Source organism: Acetobacter fabarum (genome assembly GCF_040702925.2).
GTDB classification, from domain to species: Bacteria; Pseudomonadota; Alphaproteobacteria; order Acetobacterales; family Acetobacteraceae; genus Acetobacter; species Acetobacter fabarum_B.
On sequence record NZ_JBFCXX020000012.1, the window covers coordinates 13304 to 31428 of the forward strand.

Consider the following 18125-nt stretch of genomic DNA (forward strand, 5'->3'; position numbering starts at 1 on the left):
GTGGTGTGCCGCGGCGTCTCAGCATCATGGCGGTCGTGTGGGGAGGCGGTCTTTTTGCAGAATGCCCTATTTTACCATTTTGCGGATAACACCCATCAGTTCCTCCAGCGCTTCCTCCCCGCCGTTTTCAGCAATGGCGGTGCGCACGCAGCCTTTGGCGTGGGATGTCAGGATCTGCACTCCCACACCATCCAGTGCGGATTTGACGGCGGAAAGCTGGGTCAGAATATCCACGCAGTAGCGGTCATCCTGCACCATGTTCAATATCCCCCCAACCTGTCCCTCAATCCGTTTGAGGCGGTTGATCAGGGCAGTCTTGTCCGGCTGGGTCACGTGTCGTTCCGTGCTGGCCGGGACGGGGGGTGTGCAGGCATGGCAACCGGGTTTGTCTGTGGACATGGGCTTCTACAGGCTGTTCCGAACAAGAAGAGGCAGGGGCCGGAACGGGTGAGGAACCTTTCAGGCCCCGCAGCCGCCCCGGAGTGTGGTCTTGTTCCCTGTGTAGAGTGTCTGCGCGCCGGACGCAAAAGAGAGTATGCGCTCAGGCGCTGGCAGGAGTTAGAACCACGTGCGCACGCCAAAGGTAAAGCGGATGTCCTCTGGCCCGTTATCGGCTGTGCCGCGCCAGTTGGGCCTGCGGTTTGCGGTATTGCCGTAATGACCGGCATAGGTCACGGCAATATAGGGGGCTATTTTGCGCTTGAATTCGTAACGCAGGCGCAAACCCGCATCAATGTCGGAAAAACCCCGGCTGACGTCGCGCTGGGCATCGGTATGGGAATAGAAGTTGAACTCCGCCTGAGGTTGCAGGATCAGGCGGTTGGTAATCAGCAGGTCATAGGAGCCTTCCAGCTTGCCCGCCACACCTTGGGCATTAAAATAGGCTGTGGCTGACACATCAAAAAAGTACAGGGCAAGCCCCTGCACCCCAACAGCCCCCCACGCACGGGTTGGGCCACTATCCAGATCAAGCCGCACACCGGCCTGTAGGTCAAAATAGGTGGAAATAGCGTGGTCATATAAAAATTCGTGGTCGCCATCACTCATATGGCGGTGCCCGTCCACCGTGCCTTCGGATTTGATCCAGAGCTTGTCATGGTCGGTGCCAAACCAGCTTTGCCCGGAATAGCGCAGCAGGCTGTCCCCCGCTGTGTAGCGGCCTTCAAACTGCTCCATCAGAATATGAAAATAAGTGCTGTGGTCCATGACCGGGGGAATGTTGTGCATATAATGCACGACCGGTGTTGCCGGTGGGGTCGACGGCCACTGGCTGCTGGGTGCCAAGGGGGGCAGGCTCACGCGGAATGTACCGGAGGCTGGGGGGTGTATGCTCACCCCGCTGGTGGCGGAAGTGGCTGGTGGTGGCGTGCTGGCACGGGCGGCGGGGGCAGGGTGGGCCGCACCATGCGTGGGGGCCTGCGGGGCCGGGTGGGCTGGCATATCCATGCCCTCGCTCATGTCCATGCCGGGCATATCCTCCATGCCTGCCATACCCGCCATGGCGGGCTGTGGGCTGGCGGCATGGGCTGGGCTGGTGTTGGGCAGGTTTATGCCAAGCAGCAGCAGGGCCGCGCAGGCGGCGGGCGTGTATCTGCTCATGACACCACCACGGTGCGGAACATGCCAAGGTCCATATGGTAGAGCAGGTGGCAATGATAGGCCCATAATCCGGGTGTATCGGCCGAGACAAGGTAGCTGAGCTTGCTCCCCGGCTGCACGATAATGGTATGTTTGACCGGGTTGTAAGCGCCTTGCCCGTTTTCCAGCTCGCTCCAGAATCCGTGCAGATGAATGGGGTGTTCCATCATGGTGTCATTGATCAGGGTAAAGCGGACACGTTCACCCAGCCGCAGGGGAATTGGCTCTGCTTCGGAGAACTTTTTGCCGTCAAAGCCCCATATGTAGCGCTCCATGTTGCCGGTCAGGTGGAGCGTGATCTCGCGCGAGGGGGGGCGTGTGTCCGCCACCGGGTGCAGGGCGCGCAGATCGGCGTAGGTGAGCACCCTGCGGCCATTATCGCGCAGTCCATCCCCCGGATCAGCCAGCCGGTCGGTGGGCATGCGGGCAATGTTCTGGTTTTCAACATTCAGCGGTGGCGTGTGGGCGGCAGGTGGTTTGGGGCCCGACATATCCATGCCTTTCATGTCCATGCCCTGCATGGCTGGGGGCATGCCCATGTCCAGCATGGTGCGTACGGGGCGTGGGTCCATGGGGGGAATGGCGGCCCGCATACCCCGCACGGGGGCCAGCGTGCCGCGCGCAAAGCCCGTGCGGTCCTCCGTCTGGGCAAAAATGGTGTAGGCTCTGCTGTCTGTGGGCTGCACGATGCAGTCGTAGGTTTCGGCCACACCAATGCGGAACTCATCAACCCGCACGGGTTCCACGTCGTTGCCATCGGCCTGCACCACATCCATTTGCAGGCCGGGAATGCGGATGTCGTAAAAGGTCATGGAAGAGGCGTTGATAAAGCGCAGCCTGACCCGCTCGTTAGGGCGGAACAGCCCGGTCCAGTTGGTGTCGGGCGTGCAGCCGTTCATCAGGTAGGTGTAAATAATCCCGCTTACGTCTGAAATATCGGTGGCGGACATGTTCATGCCTGCCCATTGCAGGCGGTTTTTTATGGCGGCCCCCAGACCATCCCGCTTGGCGTCATGCACAAGGGAGACAGCCGTCCTTTGGCGAAAGTTGTAGTAGTCGTCCTGAAATTTCAGGTTGTTCATAATGTCGTGCGGGGCCACGTCCGACCAGTCGGAGAGAAGGATAACGTAATCCCGCTCCCATGTTGTGGTCGGTGGAGTGCGGGGGTCTATGATAATGGCCCCATACAGCCCGCGCGCTTCCTGCATGTTGGAGTGGCTGTGGTACCAGTAGGTTCCGCTCTGTTTGACGGGAAAACGGTACGTAAAGCTCCGCCCCGGCGCAATGCCGCCAAAGCTCAGGCCTGGTACGCCGTCCATATCGGCCGGGCAGCGTATGCCGTGCCAGTGGATGGAGGTATCCTCGGCCAGATGGTTATGCACGTTCAGGGTTACCATCTCCCCCTCGCGCCAGCGCAGGGTGGGGCCGGGCATGCTGCCGTTCATGGCCGGTATGGTCTGGGTTTTGCCGGCAATGGTGCAGGCCATCGGGCTTATGGTCAGGTCATAAACCTGCTGTGGGTTGGGGGGGATGACGGGGGCAGACAGGGTATCGGCCTGTGCACGGGGGACGGCAGGCAGAGTGGTCATGGCGGCAAGTGCGCTGGCGCCAGTTATAAACTGGCGGCGTGCAATGCCCCTGCCATGACGGAGGGAGGAATTGGGCATGGTCTGGTCCATACTGCACGCTCTGCACGGGGCAGGGCGTCTGGCTGATTGGGCGGAGATGTGGCTCCGGCGGGTGGTCAGGCCGTGTGCAGTCTGGGCGGGCGCAGCAGGGGGGCTGTCCTGCGGTCGGGCAGGGTGGGGAGTGTTGCAAAAACCGGGCGAGCCCGGGTGTGCCACAACAGGCCACTGGGCAGCACGCCAACCGCTGTATCAACAACAGACAGGGCATTCCCCGTCATGCAGCATGCGCCGTGGTGGTGCATAAGGTGGTGTGTGGCCGCCGTGGTTGTGGGGCAGCTTATGGCTGTTGGTATGTGGTTGTGCAGGGCGGATGTAGCCGTCATGCTGTGCCCGGCCATGTGCATGGCCGTATGGGCCATGGCGGGCTGCGCCGCCTGCGCGGGTGTATGTGCAGCCCAAAGCCCCAGAGTTGCGGCCAGCACAAGCAGGCAGCCTATCACCATCTGATGCAGGAAAGAACGACACAGCATCTTTTAAATATACCCCTAGGGGGCATATATGGCAAGAAGAATGGATAGGGTTCCAACCCGACCACTCCCTGTGCGTAAGCATGTTTGGCCCCGGTCTGTGTGACCATGGGCGCGGAGCAACAAGAGCATGAGCCAGATTGTCAGTTTTTCCATAGAGGGCATGAGTTGCGCCAGCTGTGCCACCCGGCTGGAAAAAGTGCTTAACCGCCAGCAGGGTTTGCAGGCATCGGTCAATTTTGCCACGGCAAGGGCGCAGGTTACGCTGGAGGACCCCACCGCCCAGTTGCCACAGGTGCTTGCCGCCGTGCACAGCGCGGGCTTTGCGCCCCGGACGACCAGTGTGGATCTGGCCCTGACCGGGCTGACCTGTGCCTCCTGCGTAAGTCGGGTGGAAAAAGTGCTCAATGCTCTGCCGTCTGTTCAGGCATCGGTCAATCTGGCGACCGAGCGCGCGCATGTCAGTTTTGTGCCCGGTGTGGTGGATACCGCAGCCCTGATCGCGCGGGTGGAAAAAGCGGGTTACGGCGCAACCCTGTACAGCCAGCAGGACCCGGAAGCGCAGGCCGCGCAGCACAAGGCCACCTTGCATGACGAATGGCGTAATTTTGTGCTTGCCGCCGTGCTGAGCCTGCCTTTTGTGGGGCAGATGCTGGGCATGCTGGTAGGGCTGCATACAGCCATGCTGCCCTTGTGGGTGCAATGTGTGCTGGCAGCCGTTGTGCAGGTCTGGTGTGGGCGCTCCCTGTATGGTGGGGCCATGCATGCCTTGCGCAGTGGGGCTGCCAATATGGATGTGCTGGTGGTTATGGGCACGGGCATTGCCTTTGTGTTCAGCACCGTTGTCATGCTGTTTGGCCTTGACCAGCCTGTGTATTTTGAAACCAGCGCACTGGTCATGACCCTTGTTCTGCTTGGGCGGCTTCTGGAGGCCCGTGCCAAGGCCCGCGCCAGCGCAGGCATGCAAAGCCTGCTGCACCTGCAACCTCGCACGGCACAGGTGGAGCGCAATGGCCAGTGGGTGGAACAGCCGGTGGAACAGCTTGTACCCGGTGACGTGTTTATGGTTCGCCCCGGTGAGAGCGTTGCCGTGGACGGGCAGGTGCTTGATGGCCAGTCCGATCTGGATGAGGCCATGTTAACGGGGGAAAGTGCTCCTGTTGCCAAAACCGCAGGGGACCGCGTGTTTGCAGGTACGCTCAACCAGACCGGGGCGTTGCGTGTGCAGGCCACCAAGGTTGGCGCGCAAACCGTGCTTTCGGGCATCGTACGCATGGTGGAGCAGGCACAGGGCAGCAAGGCCAGCGTGCAGCGTCTGGCTGATCGCGTAGCGGCCGTATTTGTGCCTGCCGTGCTGGTGCTGGCCTTGCTGGCCCTTGGCCTTGGCTGGGTTATCACGCATGACTTCGGGGCCTGTCTGGTCAATGCGGTGTCCGTACTGGTTATTGCCTGCCCGTGCTCTTTGGGCTTGGCAACGCCCACGGCCATTATGGTTGGTACGGGCCTTGGCGCACAGGCGGGTATTCTGTTTCGCAATGCGGATGCGCTGGAACAGGCGCGTAAGATGGATATTCTGGTTACGGACAAAACCGGCACGCTCACCATGGGGCGGCCCGGTGTTGTGCAGGTGCAAGGTGCGCCCGGTGTGGCGGAACAGGCCATGCTGGGGCTGGCCTGCGCGCTGGAGCAGAGTTCCGAACATCCGCTGGCCCGCGCCATTGTGGCCTATGCCACGGAGCGGGGTGCCCAGCCTGCGGTCCTGAGCGACTTTAAGGCCATACCGGGGCTGGGGGTACAGGCCCGCGTGGATGGGCAGGATGTGCATATGGGCTCGCTGGCCTACATGCTCCAGCTTGGCTACCCGGTTGACCATGCCTTGACCGATGGCTGGCAGGCACGGGGGCAGAGCATTGTTGCGCTGGCCCGGGCCGGTGCGGTGGTCGCCTATTTTGGTCTGGCTGATCAGGTGCGGCCAGAGGCCCAGCTTGCTATTGCCGCCTTGCGGAGCGAGGGCCTGCGGGTTGTCATGCTCAGTGGGGATAACGCGCGTGCAGCACAGGCCGTAGCCCGGCAGGTGGGTATTGATGAGGTCGTGGCCGAAGTGCTGCCAGATGGCAAGGCTGCCCAGATTGCGCGGCTGCGGGCCAATGGCCAGCATTGTGTAGGCATGGTGGGGGACGGCATTAACGATGCGCCAGCCCTTGCACTGGCCGATGTCAGCTTTGCCATTGGTGCAGGGGCCGATATTGCGCTGGAAACGGCCGATGTCGTACTTGTGCGCAGCCAGTTGACGGCACTGGTGGATGCGCTCTCGCTCTCCCGCGCAACGGTTTTCAAAATTCGGCAAAATCTGTTTTTTGCCTTTATTTATAATATACTGGGCCTGCCTCTGGCAGCTTTTGGGCTGCTGGACCCGGTTTTTGCCGGGGCGGCTATGGCCATGAGTTCCGTCTCCGTGGTCAGCAATTCCCTGCTGCTCAACCGCTGGAAGCCGCGTAAGGTCTGGTCCGCGTAATCTGCCCGCAGTCCATGCCTGCCCCCTGTGCCCGATGGTTCAGGCTGGCAGGGTGGGGGTTGTGCTGCCCAGCAGCAGGCTGCTGGTATGGGGCCGCCATTCGCCCGTGTTTTCGTCCCGTCCCTGTAGGTAGAGCCTGCGGGGTGTGCCAGCCGTTGCGGGCTGCGCGGCCTCGCGCAGGAAGACCTCCATATCCTCGGACTGTTTGCGGTTGATCAGGCAGCATAGCGGTGTATCGGGGAAGGATCTGAGCAGGTTGGCCGTGCTGCTTTCCCCCGCAAAGATCATCAGGGGGGGCTGCTTGCGTTTCTGTTCAAAATGGAGGCGGATCAGCTCGGTTTTTCCAACCCCTGCGGGAAATGGGGAGTGGGAGACCTCGGTGGGTTCCATAACGCCCTTGCGCTCGACCAGCCGTGCGCCAAACACATGCTCGTGCCGCAAATTGTAGCCGTATTCGGCCGAGGTGGCGAACAGGGCAATCAGATCTTCCAGTGCGGAAGAGCAGATAATGGGGTCTATCCCATGTTCCTGCAAAATCTGGAGCAGGTTGCCCATTTCGGGCGTTAGCCGCAGCATTTGCGTTATGTCCGCCTGCACAGGGCCAGCCTTGCCGGGGCGGGAGGCGGGGCAGACCCACCTCTGGTTGCTGATCGAAGCCCCAAGGCACCATTCATTGGCGGCGCGGCTCAGGGTAATCACATCGGTCTGGGTTTGCCCCGCAACCAGCCGGATCAGCCATTGCTGTGCTGCATCAGGGCCGTGCAGGGCGGCCACCGTCTGATGGCAGAACGCCATGCGCACCCTGAAGGCCAGCATGGCGGGGTTATCCTGTAATTCCTCACGCGCAATAGGGTGGGGCATGTGCCCATAGCGGGCGGCCAGTGCGCTGTAATCCTCTACAATATCGCTCACAAGGTCGGGAAAAGTAACCGGCTGCCCGGTCAGGTTTGCAAAGGGTGCTGGCAGGGGCTGGCTGGATGCGTACACATGGATCAGGCTGCGGAACTTCTGGGCGGGCAGCAGAAAGCAGAAGTGTTCCAGCATGAACAGGAACAATGTCTGCTGCACATCACCCACTATGGCGGTGTTGTTCCAGTCCATCACCACATAAGGGGGAGCGTTGCTATTATAGGTGTCGGAATAATGGCCATGCGCGTTCATCAGCGCCTGAATGGCCTCCCGCAGTGGCGGGTGCCACTTTAAGTCCTCCAGTTCGGGCGGAGGGCGGTCCATCGGGTCGGGTATGCTGGTTGCCCGTCCGGCTGTGGGTGCGGCCAGAAGCGCGGTCAGGCCCAAACCGAATGTACGGCGGTGCAGAACAGGGCGCATACAGATTCCAGACTGACAGATTAAAGTGGCACAGCCCCTAATTGAAAGGCGGCAACACGTACGGTCAAGTCATGTTACGCGCACTGGACAAAAAGACACGGGCCAGAAGATGTTCAGTCAGACCCGCTACAGGAACTGTGCATATGGCCCCAGCAGCCTATGCCGGAGCCATATGGCGTTGCCGTTGGTTTAGACCTGAGAGGGCAGCAGGCGGGCCAGCGCGCGTTTGCGGCCGATAAGGGGGAGCAGGTCGCGCAGTTCAGGCCCGTGTTCTTCCCCCGTCAGGGCAACACGCAGGGGGTGGAACAGGTTTTTACCGCCGCGGCCTGTCTTGTCCTTGATCGCGGCTGTCCATGCCTTCCATGTTTCCACATCCCACGGTTCGGGTGGGAGCAGGGCCGCGGCATCCTGCAGGAACGCTTCGTCTTCTTCCTGCACGGGAGGGATAATGTCTCCCTCCACAACGTTCAGCCACAGCCTGACTTCCGAAAGCAGGTCGATATTGCTGCGAATAGCCAGCCAGAAGGCTTCCGTAGCACCTTTGGGCAGCCTGTCGGCCACGGTGGCAAAGGGAAGCTGGGCAAGGTAGCGGTGGTTCATGGCCAGAAGCTGGCGCGTGTCAAACCGTGCAGCCGAGCGCGAGATATGTGACAGGTCATAGCTCTGGGCCAGCGCATCAAACGGCATGAGCGCCGGGTCATCCGAACTGCCAAGGCGTGCGAGGTAGGAGATCAGGGCCTCCGCCTCCACCCCGTCCTGACGCAGGGTGCGCAGGGAGCAGGCGTCAAACCGTTTGGAAAGTTTGCCGCCGTTTTCATCCAACAGCAGGGGCAGGTGGGCAAAGCGGAAGTGGTCGGGGCGCGCGCCCAGAGCTTCGGCTATGTCAATCTGCACACCGGTATTGGTGACGTGGTCTTCCCCACGGATAATGTGGCTGATCCCTGTTTCCAGGTCATCCACAACCGAAGCCAGCGTGTACAGCACCGTGCCGTCGGTACGGACCAGAACCGGGTCGGAGACGGAGGGCAGCTTGACCTGACATTCCCCCATAACAAGGTCGCGCCAGCGCACAATGCGGCCAGAAAGTTTGAAGCGCCAGTAAGGCACCTTGCCATTGGCCTCGGCCTGTGCGCGCTGCTGCTCGGTCATTCTGAGCATGGCGCGGTCATACACGGGGGCACGGTGCTGGCGGATCTGGGTTTCGCGCTTTGCGGCCAGTTCCTGCTCGCTTTCAAAGCAGGGGTACAGGTGGCCGGATGCCTTGAGCTTTTCAATGGCGGCAGCGTAGCGGTCCAGCCGCTCGGTCTGGCGGAAGGTCTCGTCCCACGTAATGCCCATCCATTCCAGATCCTGCTGGATGGCGCCGACCAGTTCCTCGCGCGAGCGACCGGTATCCGTATCATCAATACGCAGCTGGAATTTGCCCTTGTTGCGGCGGGCAAACAGGGCGTTGGCAAGGGCAAGGCGGGCATTGCCCACATGGAGAAGGCCCGTAGGGCTGGGCGCAAAGCGGAGTTTCATAACAGGGGCTTATGCCGTGAATGGGCTGGAAAGACCAGCACGAAGGAAACATAAAACAGGGGACAGGGGTAGCATGCCGGTTAGGGCTGCCTGCCACTGCCGCCTGTGGGCGGGAATTAGTGCAGGTTGTGCAGGCCGGGGTCGAACGTGTCCGTGTCGTCCTCTTCCACTCCCGCGTCCTCATCATCTTCAAGCAGGATGTCTTCACCGTCCACCAGTCGGCGGGGGTCCAGCATGCGCCAGTCACGCTCCATGGGGGTTGCCGGGGTTGCGGTAAAGTCGTCCAGTTCGTTGGCGGAGCGCCAGCCATCGTCTTCTGCGTCTATTACCACGGCGTCCTCGCCAAAGCTGGTCCATGTGTCCAGCACGTCCTTGGCGGAGGCGCCGGGCGTGCGGCAGCGTTCCACACTGTCACGCACATAGGCGCGGGCAAAGGCGTTGGCGTGGGCAAGGTCATGAAAAACGCCAACCTCTTCCACAATATTGTCTTCGGCACCGCCGGACAGGTCCAGAATACGGACTTTCCAGCCCTGCTCCTGAGGGGCTTCGGTTTCGCTCATGAGGTTTTCCTAGCTGTCTTTTTTGTTGCGGGCGGAGGCAAACAGGAATTCGCGCCCGATTTTAACCCGCTCAACACCATTGTACGAAATAATATCGGCTGTGGCGTAGGTTTCGTTCCATATTTCGGGAATGAACGAGCCTGTGCCGACAACGTCTATGGGGGCATGGGCATCGGCCATACAGGCGCATTTGGTGACCCCAAAGCCCGATGAGGCAATAATCCGCACCTGCTGGAACCCTGCCTCGTCCAGTGCTTCACGCATTTTCCAGATGGATGCGGCGGAAACGCCTGTGCCAATCAGGTAGCGCAGTTCACGGTCCGAGCGGTAGCGGCGCAGGGCCTCGGGGGCGTGCCGGTTGACCACGGTATAGGATTCCTGCGGGTTCAGCCCTTCCATAAACCGCCCGCCATGCGTATCCAGCCGCACGGCAAGGCGGCCTGCTTTGGCCAGTTCCTCAAACCGGTGGCATACGGCCAGTGCGTCGGTTATTTCCTGCCCAAAATAGTCCACCAGCACCACAAGGTCGGAATCGGGGAATGTCTCTTGGAACATTTCCGCCGCCCGTACGGTGGAACCCGCATACCCAATAAGCGCGTGGGGCATGGTGCCCGCGCCCTGTGTGGTGCCAAAAAAGGTGGAAACGGCATCATTGGCTGTACCAACAAAGCCTATCGCTCCGTCCTGCTGGGCAGCCCGTCCGCCAACGGAGGCGGCGTAGGCCATAAGTTCCTGCATTTCATACCCCGCGCAATGCCGGGCATCCATGGCCAGAAAGCGGGTTTGCGGCAGGGAGAGCGCCATCTGGTAAGCCCGCAGGGCCGCAACGCAGGAACTTCCCAGCTTCTGGAGCAGAAGTGTTTCCAGATCCGCCAGATGCAGGAACGAGCCGGTAACATAGACCAGCGGTTCCCCCGCCCCAACCCATTCGCCCTCGGGGTGGAGCAGGTCCACGCTGTAGTGGCTGCCGCGCTCGGCCATGACGTTTTTCAGCCATTCCAGCATAATGCCGGGGGCGGAAATAACAGGGCAGCGCAGGAAAAAGGCGTAAGTGACCTCACAATCCCCGAAGTGGCTGACAATCTGGCAGGTGCGGTTGAAGTAGGAATCCGTGCGTGCCCGGATTTCTGCATCTGTCAGGGCGGTTGCGGCCTGTGCCGTGGTAATACCGGGAGCCGTTACGCCAGAGGGGGACTGCGTCATTACTGAAATGCTCTTTTCTGCCAAACACTGCACAGATGATGGGTGTGATGGAGGGTGGCGTAAAGGCCACCCCCCGTTTCTGTGATCAGGCAAAGAGCAGCGCGACCCTAGTTGCGGCCGGTCAACTCCTCCGCGATCAGGAATGCCAGTTCCAGAGACTGTTCGGCATTCAGGCGCGGGTCGCAGAAGGTTTCATACCGTGCGCCAAGGTCTGCTTCGGTCAGGCGCTGGGCACCGCCTACGCATTCGGTCACGTTCTGGCCGGTCATTTCCAGGTGAACACCACCAGCAGGTACGCCCTCGGCTGCGCAGACGGCAAAGAAGCCTTTGACTTCCTGCATCACGGCATCGAACGAGCGGGTCTTGATCTTGTTCCCGGTCGAGATGGTGTTGCCGTGCATGGGATCGCTGATCCATGTCACAGGCTGCCCCGTTTCCTTGACCGCCCGCATGAGCGGGGGCAGGAACTGTTCGATTTTTTCCGCCCCCATGCGTGAGATCAGGGTAATGCGCCCGGCCTCGTTGTGGGGGTTGAGGATGGCGGTCAGGCGTTTGATGTCTTCCACGCTGGTGGTGGGGCCGACCTTGATGCCAATGGGGTTGCGCACCCCACGCAGGAACTCCACATGCGCACCATCTGGCTGGCGGGTGCGGTCCCCGATCCATACAAAATGGGCCGAGCAGTCATACCATTCGCCCGATGTGGAATCGACGCGCGTCAGAGCCTGCTCGTACGGCAGCAGCAGGGCCTCGTGCGAGGTATAGAACTCGGTTTCATCCACCTGGGCAGAGGAGGCTGCGTCAATCCCGCAGGCTTGCATGAAGGCGAGGGTCTCACCAATCCGTTCGGCCATGGTGCGGTAGCGGTTGGCCAACGGGGAGCGTTCCACAAAACCAAGGTTCCAGCGGTGCACTTCGTGCAGGTTGGCATACCCCCCGCGGGAGAAAGCGCGCAGCAGGTTCTGGATTCCGGTGGACTGGAAGTACCCTGTTTCCATCCGGGCCGGGTCGGGAATACGGGCTTCGGGGGTGAATTCCGGCCCGTTGATGATGTCTCCCCGGTAGGAGGGCAGGCTGACGCCATCCACCGTTTCCATATCGGAAGAGCGGGGTTTGGCGAACTGGCCAGCCATACGGCCGAGCTTGATGACCGGCACCTTGGCCCCAAAGGTGAGCACTACGGCCATTTGCAGCAGCACGCGGAAGGTGTCGCGCACGATATCGGCCTTGAACTCGCCAAAGCTTTCCGCGCACGGGCCGCCTTGGAGCACAAAAGCCTTACCCTGTGCGGCCTGGGCCAGATGGTTGCGCAGGCGGCGCACTTCACCAGCAAAAACCAGCGGAGGGTATGCGCTCAGCCGGTCCTCAACGTTTTTAAGGGCTACCGCATCCGGATAGGTGGGAATCTGCTTGAACGGAAACGAACGCCAGCTATCCGGCATCCAGGTCGCAGACGTCGGGTTGGGCTGGGTGAGCGTAGCACTCATAACGCGTTCCTGTTCAGTTGGGCTGATTACACACAAATGGTAAGCAGAAGGATAAAAACAATCTCTCTTGGGCATGAATTTGCCAAAGGCGGCTGCCTTTATGTCTAATATGCACGGATTAGGCAAATAGCGTTTGCTGGTCCAAGCCATGTTCTGGTCAATGGTGTGGCATCTGCCCCACTTCTGGTCAGAGGATTTGGATTTTTGCACTTTTGGTGTGATAAGGGTGGCCAGTATGGAACCCGCACGGTCCTGTGCTTTATGGTTGGTGTGGGTGTTTTTTCCTTTTTCTTGCGGGGTAACGCGCGATGGCGCAGCTGCGTAGACCGTTTGTAAACGTGATGTCCGGCCTTCTGCTGGTGGCAGGCCTTGGGGGGGCAGCAAATGTTGCTCACGCGGACCCCCTGATGACCCCGAGCGATGATGTTTCCTTTTCCGAAGGGAATGGCAACGTGGATACGGGGGCTGGCGCGGGTAAATCGACCGAAGCAAAGACCGTGCATGGGCACCGCAGCCTGCCCCCCGGTTATCAGGATGCTCCATCCATGGAGTTCCAGCATGGGGATGACCCGGATCATCTGGCCAAGGTGCACAGGGATTCTGTCACGGGGTCCGACCTGTCGCGCTATGGTTCCGCTTACCAGAATTCCGGCCCGTTTGGTTCGGGGCAGGTGGGGGATTCCACAGGCAATGGCTGGGTTACCCCCCGCTAGGCTGGTATTGGCTGGTCTTCCATGAGGCGAATATCGGCCTGACCACTGGTCAGGTCGGTCAGCTTTGCACAGACCTCCTGTTGCAAAGCCTGGGGGAGCAGAAGCTGGAACCACGCCCCGTTTTCATCAAAAACGGGTGGTTCGGCCTCTACGCCCCACTCAGGCAGGCGTGCCTGAATAATTCCCAGTAATGAAAACGGGCAGTGGAACCCAAGCCTGATCCGCTTGATCAGTTCTTCCTTCGGGGCTTCACGCAGGCATTCGGCTGCTGTGCCAGCATAGGCCCGCACCAGCCCGCCCGCACCCAGTTTGATCCCCCCAAACCAGCGGGACACCACAATAGCTACGCGGTCCAGCTTTTGGGCGACAACCACCTGCAAAATCGGACGGCCTGCCGTGCCCGAGGGTTCTCCCGCATCGTGGCAGCGGCAGTGGGGGCCAAACTGCCATGCCCAGCAATGGTGGGTGGCGTCCGGTTCGGCAGCGGCAATGCTGGCAATAAACGCATCGGCTTCCGCAATGCTGGCAATGGGAATTGCGCGCGCAAGAAAGCGGCTTTTTTTAATATCCCGTTCCAGCAAAAAAGGGCCGACCAGCGTTTGTGTCATGCGCTCTTCTTATCCTTTCCGTTCGGGTTCGGGCAAGTCGGGCGGGGGCAATGTGCAGTTTCAATGAGGGGCATATGCCCAAACTGGGGGCTGACAGTCTTTTGTAACAGGAGTAACGCGGTAGCAGATGTTAACCTGTGTTACGCTAGCCCGGCACTGGCAAATCCTGCCACCTGAGGTCTGAGTAAAGGAGACAGCACCGACATGATGCCGGTATTCCGCAAAAAATGGAAAATCATGTTTGGCTTGTGTGCGCTTGCACTGCCCCTTATGGCTGGTGTGCCCGCCCATGCCGACGGTGATCCGCTGAACGGCGGGGATGATGATGATACGGACGCCCATCGGGCCTCCAGCATGCACAATCTGGCGGGCAAGCTGCCCCTGCCACGCGCGCATAAGGATTTTAGCAAATACCGTTTTGTGCCGCCGGGGGACAGGGTGGTGGAACAGCCTGATACAAACAGGCTGCTGTTCTGGACCAAAGACGGGCAGCCCGACGGTTATGCCCAGCGGCGTGGGAGCAGTGTGATTTATTACAACGCTCAGGGGCAGGCCGTGCGGGTGCAAAGACTGACACCCCAGGAAATGAACGACTAAATATCTTCCACAGTCTCATGGCTCTGTTTAACCAGAGGCGGAGGTTGGAAGAATGCCCCTGCGGCCCGGTTTAAAAGGGCGGCAGGGGCGTGTTCTCAGGCTGTGGTGGCAATCAGTTCCAGAATGGAAGCGGACGACTCCTCAATGGAGCGGCGCGTTACATCTATGACTGGCCAGTTATGACGGCGGCATAACCGCCTTGCCCAGTGCAGTTCTTCCTGCACTTTTTCCAGATCAATATAGGCGTAATCGGTTATGGCCTCGGGGCGGGATTTGCCCGGGATCATCTGGTTCAGACGGTTGCGGCGGATTTCAATCAGTCGCTCGGGGTCTATGGTCAGGCCAATGACCGGCTTGGTGGTGGTAAACAGGGCTTCTGGCGGTTCTATGCCCATAACCAGCGGCACGTTAGCCGCCTTTATGCCCCGGTTAGCCAGATAGAAGCAGGTCGGTGTCTTGGAAACGCGCGAGACGCCAACCAGAATAACATCCGCCTTGTTCAGGCCGCGTGTTTCCTGCCCATCATCATGGGCCAGCACATAATGCATGGCCTCAATGCGCTGGTAGTAGTTTTCGTCCATAATATACTGGCCGCCGGGGTGGCGGGTTGCCTCTTCCCCGGTTTCTTCGGCCAGAAAGTTCAGGGCGTTGTCCAGCACGTCCAGAAGCCTGATCTTCAGGCTGGAGCAACCGGCTTCCATATCCGCCTGAAGGATCGGGTCTGTCAGGGTGGACATAACCGGCCCACGGTTATTGGCAATATGCCGCAAAACCCGCCGGAGCTGGATCTGGGTGCGGATCAGGTTCCAGTGCCGTAGCCGGACTTCAGTGTTGGGGAACTGCGCTATGCAGGCCCGTGCCACCGAATCGAGTGTTTGCCCCGTAGCCTCGGACACAAGGTGAAGAGTAAGAATTTTTTGCATGGTATCAGATTGAAAAATGGCCGCCTCTTTATGAGGCGGCCATTTTTTCCTTAGGCTTTAACAGCCTTGTTATTGCGTGTGGCAAGAGCCGCCTGTGCTGCGGCCAGACGGGCGACCGGCACACGGAAGGGGGAGCAGGAGACGTAATCCAGCCCGACTTCCTCAAAAAAGGCGATGGAGAGCGGGTCCCCACCATGTTCACCACAAATGCCCAGCTTGAGGTCGGGCTTGGTGGCACGGCCTTTTTCCACACCCATGCGGACCAGAGCGCCCACGCCTTCGCGGTCGATGGAAATGAAGGGGTCCTGCGGCAGCAGCCCTTTTTCCACGTATTCGGGCAGGAATGAGCCTGCATCATCACGCGACAGGCCAAGGGTCGTCTGGGTCAGATCGTTGGTGCCGAAGGAGAAGAAGTCGGCACTCTGTGCAATCTGGTCCGCCGTCAGGGCGGCGCGGGGCAGTTCGATCATGGTGCCAATCTTGTAAGCAAGCTTGACGCCACGTTCGCTCAGCACATCGGCAATAACGCCTTCGCAGGATTTACGAACCAGATCCAGCTCGGTCTTGGTACCGATCAGCGGGATCATGATTTCGGGTTCCACGGCCTTCCCGGTTTCCTTTGCAATGTCCAGCGCGGCCTCGGTAATGGCACGCACCTGCATGGCGTAGATTTCGGGGTAGGTAATGCCAAGGCGGCAGCCACGATGGCCCAGCATGGGGTTGGATTCGGAAAGGGCCGAGCGGCGTGCGCGCAGGCTTTCCACATCCTTGCCCAGTGCCTTGGCCACATCAGCCAGTTCGGCCTCACCATGCGGCAGGAACTCATGCAGCGGCGGGTCGAGCAGGCGAATGGTGACCGGCAGGCCAGCCATAATACGGAAGAGTTCCGTAAAGTCGCTGCGCTGGAACGGCAGAAGGGCCTCAATGGCGCGGGCGCGTGTCTGTGCGTCATCCGCCATGATCATCTGGCGCACATGGCCAATACGGTCAGGGCCGAAGAACATGTGCTCGGTCCGGCATAGGCCAATGCCTTCCGCACCAAAGCGGCGGGCGGTCTGCGCATCTTCGGGGGTTTCGGCGTTGGCGCGCACGCCAAGGCGGCGTACGCCATCTGCCCAGCCCATAAGGGTGGCAAAATCGCCCGAAAGGGTGGGCGGAATGGTCGGAACGCGACCCTTGTAAACAGCACCCGTACCACCGTCGAGCGTGATCCACTCACCCGCTTTGAGCGTATGGCCATCCACGGTCATGGTCTGGGCCTTGTAGTCCACGGCAATGCTGCCGGCACCGGCCACGCAGACACGGCCCATGCCACGGGCCACAACGGCTGCGTGGGAGGTCATGCCACCGCGGGTGGTCAGCACACCACGGGCTGCGTGCATGCCGTGTACGTCCTCTGGCGAGGTTTCAATACGCACCAGAATAACGTCTTCACCCTTGGCGGCGCGGTCTTCCACGTCTTCGGCGGAGAAGGCGATTATGCCGGTTGCAGCACCGGGGGAAGCAGGCAGGCCGCGGGTCAGCAACTGGCGTTCGGCCTTGGGGTCCAGCACAGGGTGAAGCAGCTGGTCGAGCGATGCGGGAGGCACACGGGTTACCGCTTCTTCCTGCGTAATCAGGCCTTCCTTGGCCATGTCAATGGCTACGCGCAGGGCTGCGGCGGCAGTACGTTTGCCCGAGCGGGTCTGGAGCAGGTAGAGCTTGTTGGCCTGCACCGTAAATTCAATGTCCTGCATGTCGCGGTAGTGGCGCTCAAGCAGGTCACGCACCTTGAGCAGTTCACCATAAGCGTTGGGCAGGGCTTTTTCCATCGAGGTCTGGCCCTCGACCGAGCGACACTCCGCCATGGGCTGCGGGGTGCGGATACCGGCCACGACGTCCTCGCCCTGTGCGTTGATCAGGTATTCGCCGTAGAAGATGTTTTCGCCCGTGGACGGGTCGCGGGTGAAGCACACGCCCGTTGCACAGTCATCCCCCATGTTGCCGAACACCATGGACTGAACGTTAACAGCCGTGCCCCAGCTTGCGGGAATGTCATGCAGTTTGCGGTAGGTGTTGGCGCGCGGGTTCATCCATGAGCCAAAGACGGCTCCAATAGCGCCCCACAGCTGGTCCTTGGGGTTTTCGGGGAAGGGGGTTCCCGTTTCGGACAGGACGATCTGCTTGTAGCTTTTAACAACATCCTGCCATTCTTCGGCGGTCAGGGCGGTGTCATCAATTTTGCCAGCGGCGCGCTTGGCCTGTTCAAGCAGGTCTTCAAATTCGTGGTGCGGCACACCGAGCACAACGGAGCCGTACATCTGAATGAAGCGGCGGTAGCTGTCCCATGCAAAGCGGGCATCGCCCGAGGAGCGGACAAGGCCTTCAACCGTTGCGTCATTCAGACCAAGGTTGAGCACTGTGTCCATCATGCCGGGCATGGAAACGCGCGCACCGGAACGGACAGAAACCAGAAGCGGGTTTTCGGCATCGCCAAAGCGCAGGCCCATGGCCTGTTCTACCAGCCCCATCGCCGCTTCAAGCTGGGATTCCAGCTCGGCGGGGTACTTCCGTCCGTTATCGTAAAAGGCGGTGCAGACTTCAGTGGTAATGGTAAATCCTGGGGGCACCGGCAGGCCAATATTGGCCATTTCCGCCAGATTGGCGCCCTTGCCGCCGAGGAGATTGCGCATCCCGGCGTTGCCTTCGCTTTGGCCAGCGCCGAAACTGTAGATCCACTTGGTCATTTTGCCGTTCACTTCATTCTTTTGTGCCAGATGAGCTGAAGTTCCGACCGAGGGGATGGGAACAGGGGAGACCGGAACAGCAGCCGGACTGGGCACGGAATTTTTATTTTTAGTTTGGACGACGAACTCCACCCCTTCGTTGCCCAGCAA

General features: G+C 60.4%; 15 protein-coding genes. 3 read left to right on the forward strand and 12 right to left on the reverse strand.

Annotation, left to right across the window (positions count from 1 at the left end; all coding sequences use genetic code 11):
• Positions 1–66: 66 nt before the first annotated feature.
• From AB2L51_RS09735 to AB2L51_RS09750, 4 genes are all read right to left on the reverse strand, one after another.
• Positions 67–399 (reverse strand): metal-sensitive transcriptional regulator, encoded by a 333-nt coding sequence (locus AB2L51_RS09735; protein ID WP_395582252.1) that lies wholly within the window; start codon positions 397–399, stop codon positions 67–69.
• Between the two features lie 159 nt (positions 400–558).
• Positions 559–1500: a copper resistance protein B gene (locus AB2L51_RS09740; protein ID WP_395582265.1), complete on the reverse strand. Its 942-nt coding sequence runs from the start codon at positions 1498–1500 to the stop codon at positions 559–561.
• 95 nt (positions 1501–1595) lie between these two features.
• On the reverse strand, positions 1596–3305 hold the full coding sequence (locus AB2L51_RS09745; protein ID WP_395582251.1) for a copper resistance system multicopper oxidase: 1710 nt from the start codon (positions 3303–3305) through the stop codon (positions 1596–1598).
• Positions 3306–3382: 77 nt separating this feature from the next.
• Entirely contained in the window at positions 3383–3796 is a 414-nt protein-coding gene (locus tag AB2L51_RS09750) for a hypothetical protein (protein ID WP_395582250.1), read from the reverse strand.
• Between the two features lie 127 nt (positions 3797–3923).
• Here AB2L51_RS09750 and AB2L51_RS09755 point away from each other — a divergent pair, with 127 nt between their 5' ends.
• Entirely contained in the window at positions 3924–6308 is a 2385-nt protein-coding gene (locus AB2L51_RS09755; protein ID WP_395582249.1) for a heavy metal translocating P-type ATPase, read from the forward strand.
• A gap of 39 nt (positions 6309–6347) precedes the next feature.
• Here the strand turns inward: AB2L51_RS09755 and AB2L51_RS09760 are convergent, their stop codons facing one another.
• From AB2L51_RS09760 to AB2L51_RS09780, 5 genes are all read right to left on the reverse strand, one after another.
• Entirely contained in the window at positions 6348–7637 is a 1290-nt protein-coding gene (locus AB2L51_RS09760) for an HAD family hydrolase (protein WP_395582248.1), read from the reverse strand.
• Between the two features lie 189 nt (positions 7638–7826).
• A complete protein-coding gene (gene gltX, locus AB2L51_RS09765; protein ID WP_395582247.1) occupies positions 7827–9158 on the reverse strand; it encodes a glutamate--tRNA ligase in 1332 nt (443 codons plus the stop codon).
• Positions 9159–9274: 116 nt separating this feature from the next.
• Positions 9275–9718 (reverse strand): hypothetical protein, encoded by a 444-nt coding sequence (locus AB2L51_RS09770; RefSeq protein ID WP_395582246.1) that lies wholly within the window; start codon positions 9716–9718, stop codon positions 9275–9277.
• A 9-nt stretch (positions 9719–9727) separates the two neighbouring features.
• Complete coding sequence (locus AB2L51_RS09775) at positions 9728–10921, reverse strand: nicotinate phosphoribosyltransferase (RefSeq protein WP_395582245.1); 1194 nt, start codon at positions 10919–10921, stop codon at positions 9728–9730.
• A 107-nt stretch (positions 10922–11028) separates the two neighbouring features.
• Positions 11029–12408, reverse strand: coding sequence for a class II 3-deoxy-7-phosphoheptulonate synthase (locus AB2L51_RS09780; RefSeq protein ID WP_395582244.1), 1380 nt, complete (start codon positions 12406–12408; stop codon positions 11029–11031).
• A gap of 308 nt (positions 12409–12716) precedes the next feature.
• Between AB2L51_RS09780 and AB2L51_RS09785 the strand changes: the two genes are divergently transcribed.
• Positions 12717–13121 carry a hypothetical protein gene (locus AB2L51_RS09785; RefSeq protein ID WP_395582243.1) on the forward strand — a complete coding sequence of 135 codons (405 nt, stop codon included), beginning with the start codon at positions 12717–12719 and terminating at the stop codon, positions 13119–13121.
• On the opposite strand, the gene AB2L51_RS09790 is transcribed toward AB2L51_RS09785, so the two are convergent.
• A complete protein-coding gene (locus AB2L51_RS09790) occupies positions 13118–13729 on the reverse strand; it encodes an IMPACT family protein (protein WP_395582242.1) in 612 nt (203 codons plus the stop codon). The two genes, AB2L51_RS09785 and AB2L51_RS09790, sit on opposite strands and share 4 nt — an antisense overlap.
• Before the next feature lie 204 nt (positions 13730–13933).
• Here AB2L51_RS09790 and AB2L51_RS09795 point away from each other — a divergent pair, with 204 nt between their 5' ends.
• Entirely contained in the window at positions 13934–14326 is a 393-nt protein-coding gene (locus AB2L51_RS09795; protein WP_395582241.1) for a hypothetical protein, read from the forward strand.
• A gap of 95 nt (positions 14327–14421) precedes the next feature.
• Here AB2L51_RS09795 and AB2L51_RS09800 read toward each other — a convergent pair whose 3' ends face one another.
• Both AB2L51_RS09800 and ppdK read right to left on the reverse strand, forming a co-directional pair.
• A complete protein-coding gene (locus AB2L51_RS09800) occupies positions 14422–15249 on the reverse strand; it encodes a pyruvate, water dikinase regulatory protein (protein WP_395582240.1) in 828 nt (275 codons plus the stop codon).
• Positions 15250–15299: 50 nt separating this feature from the next.
• Positions 15300–17975 (reverse strand): pyruvate, phosphate dikinase, encoded by a 2676-nt coding sequence (ppdK, locus tag AB2L51_RS09805; RefSeq protein WP_395582239.1) that lies wholly within the window; start codon positions 17973–17975, stop codon positions 15300–15302.
• Positions 17976–18125: the final 150 nt, after the last annotated feature.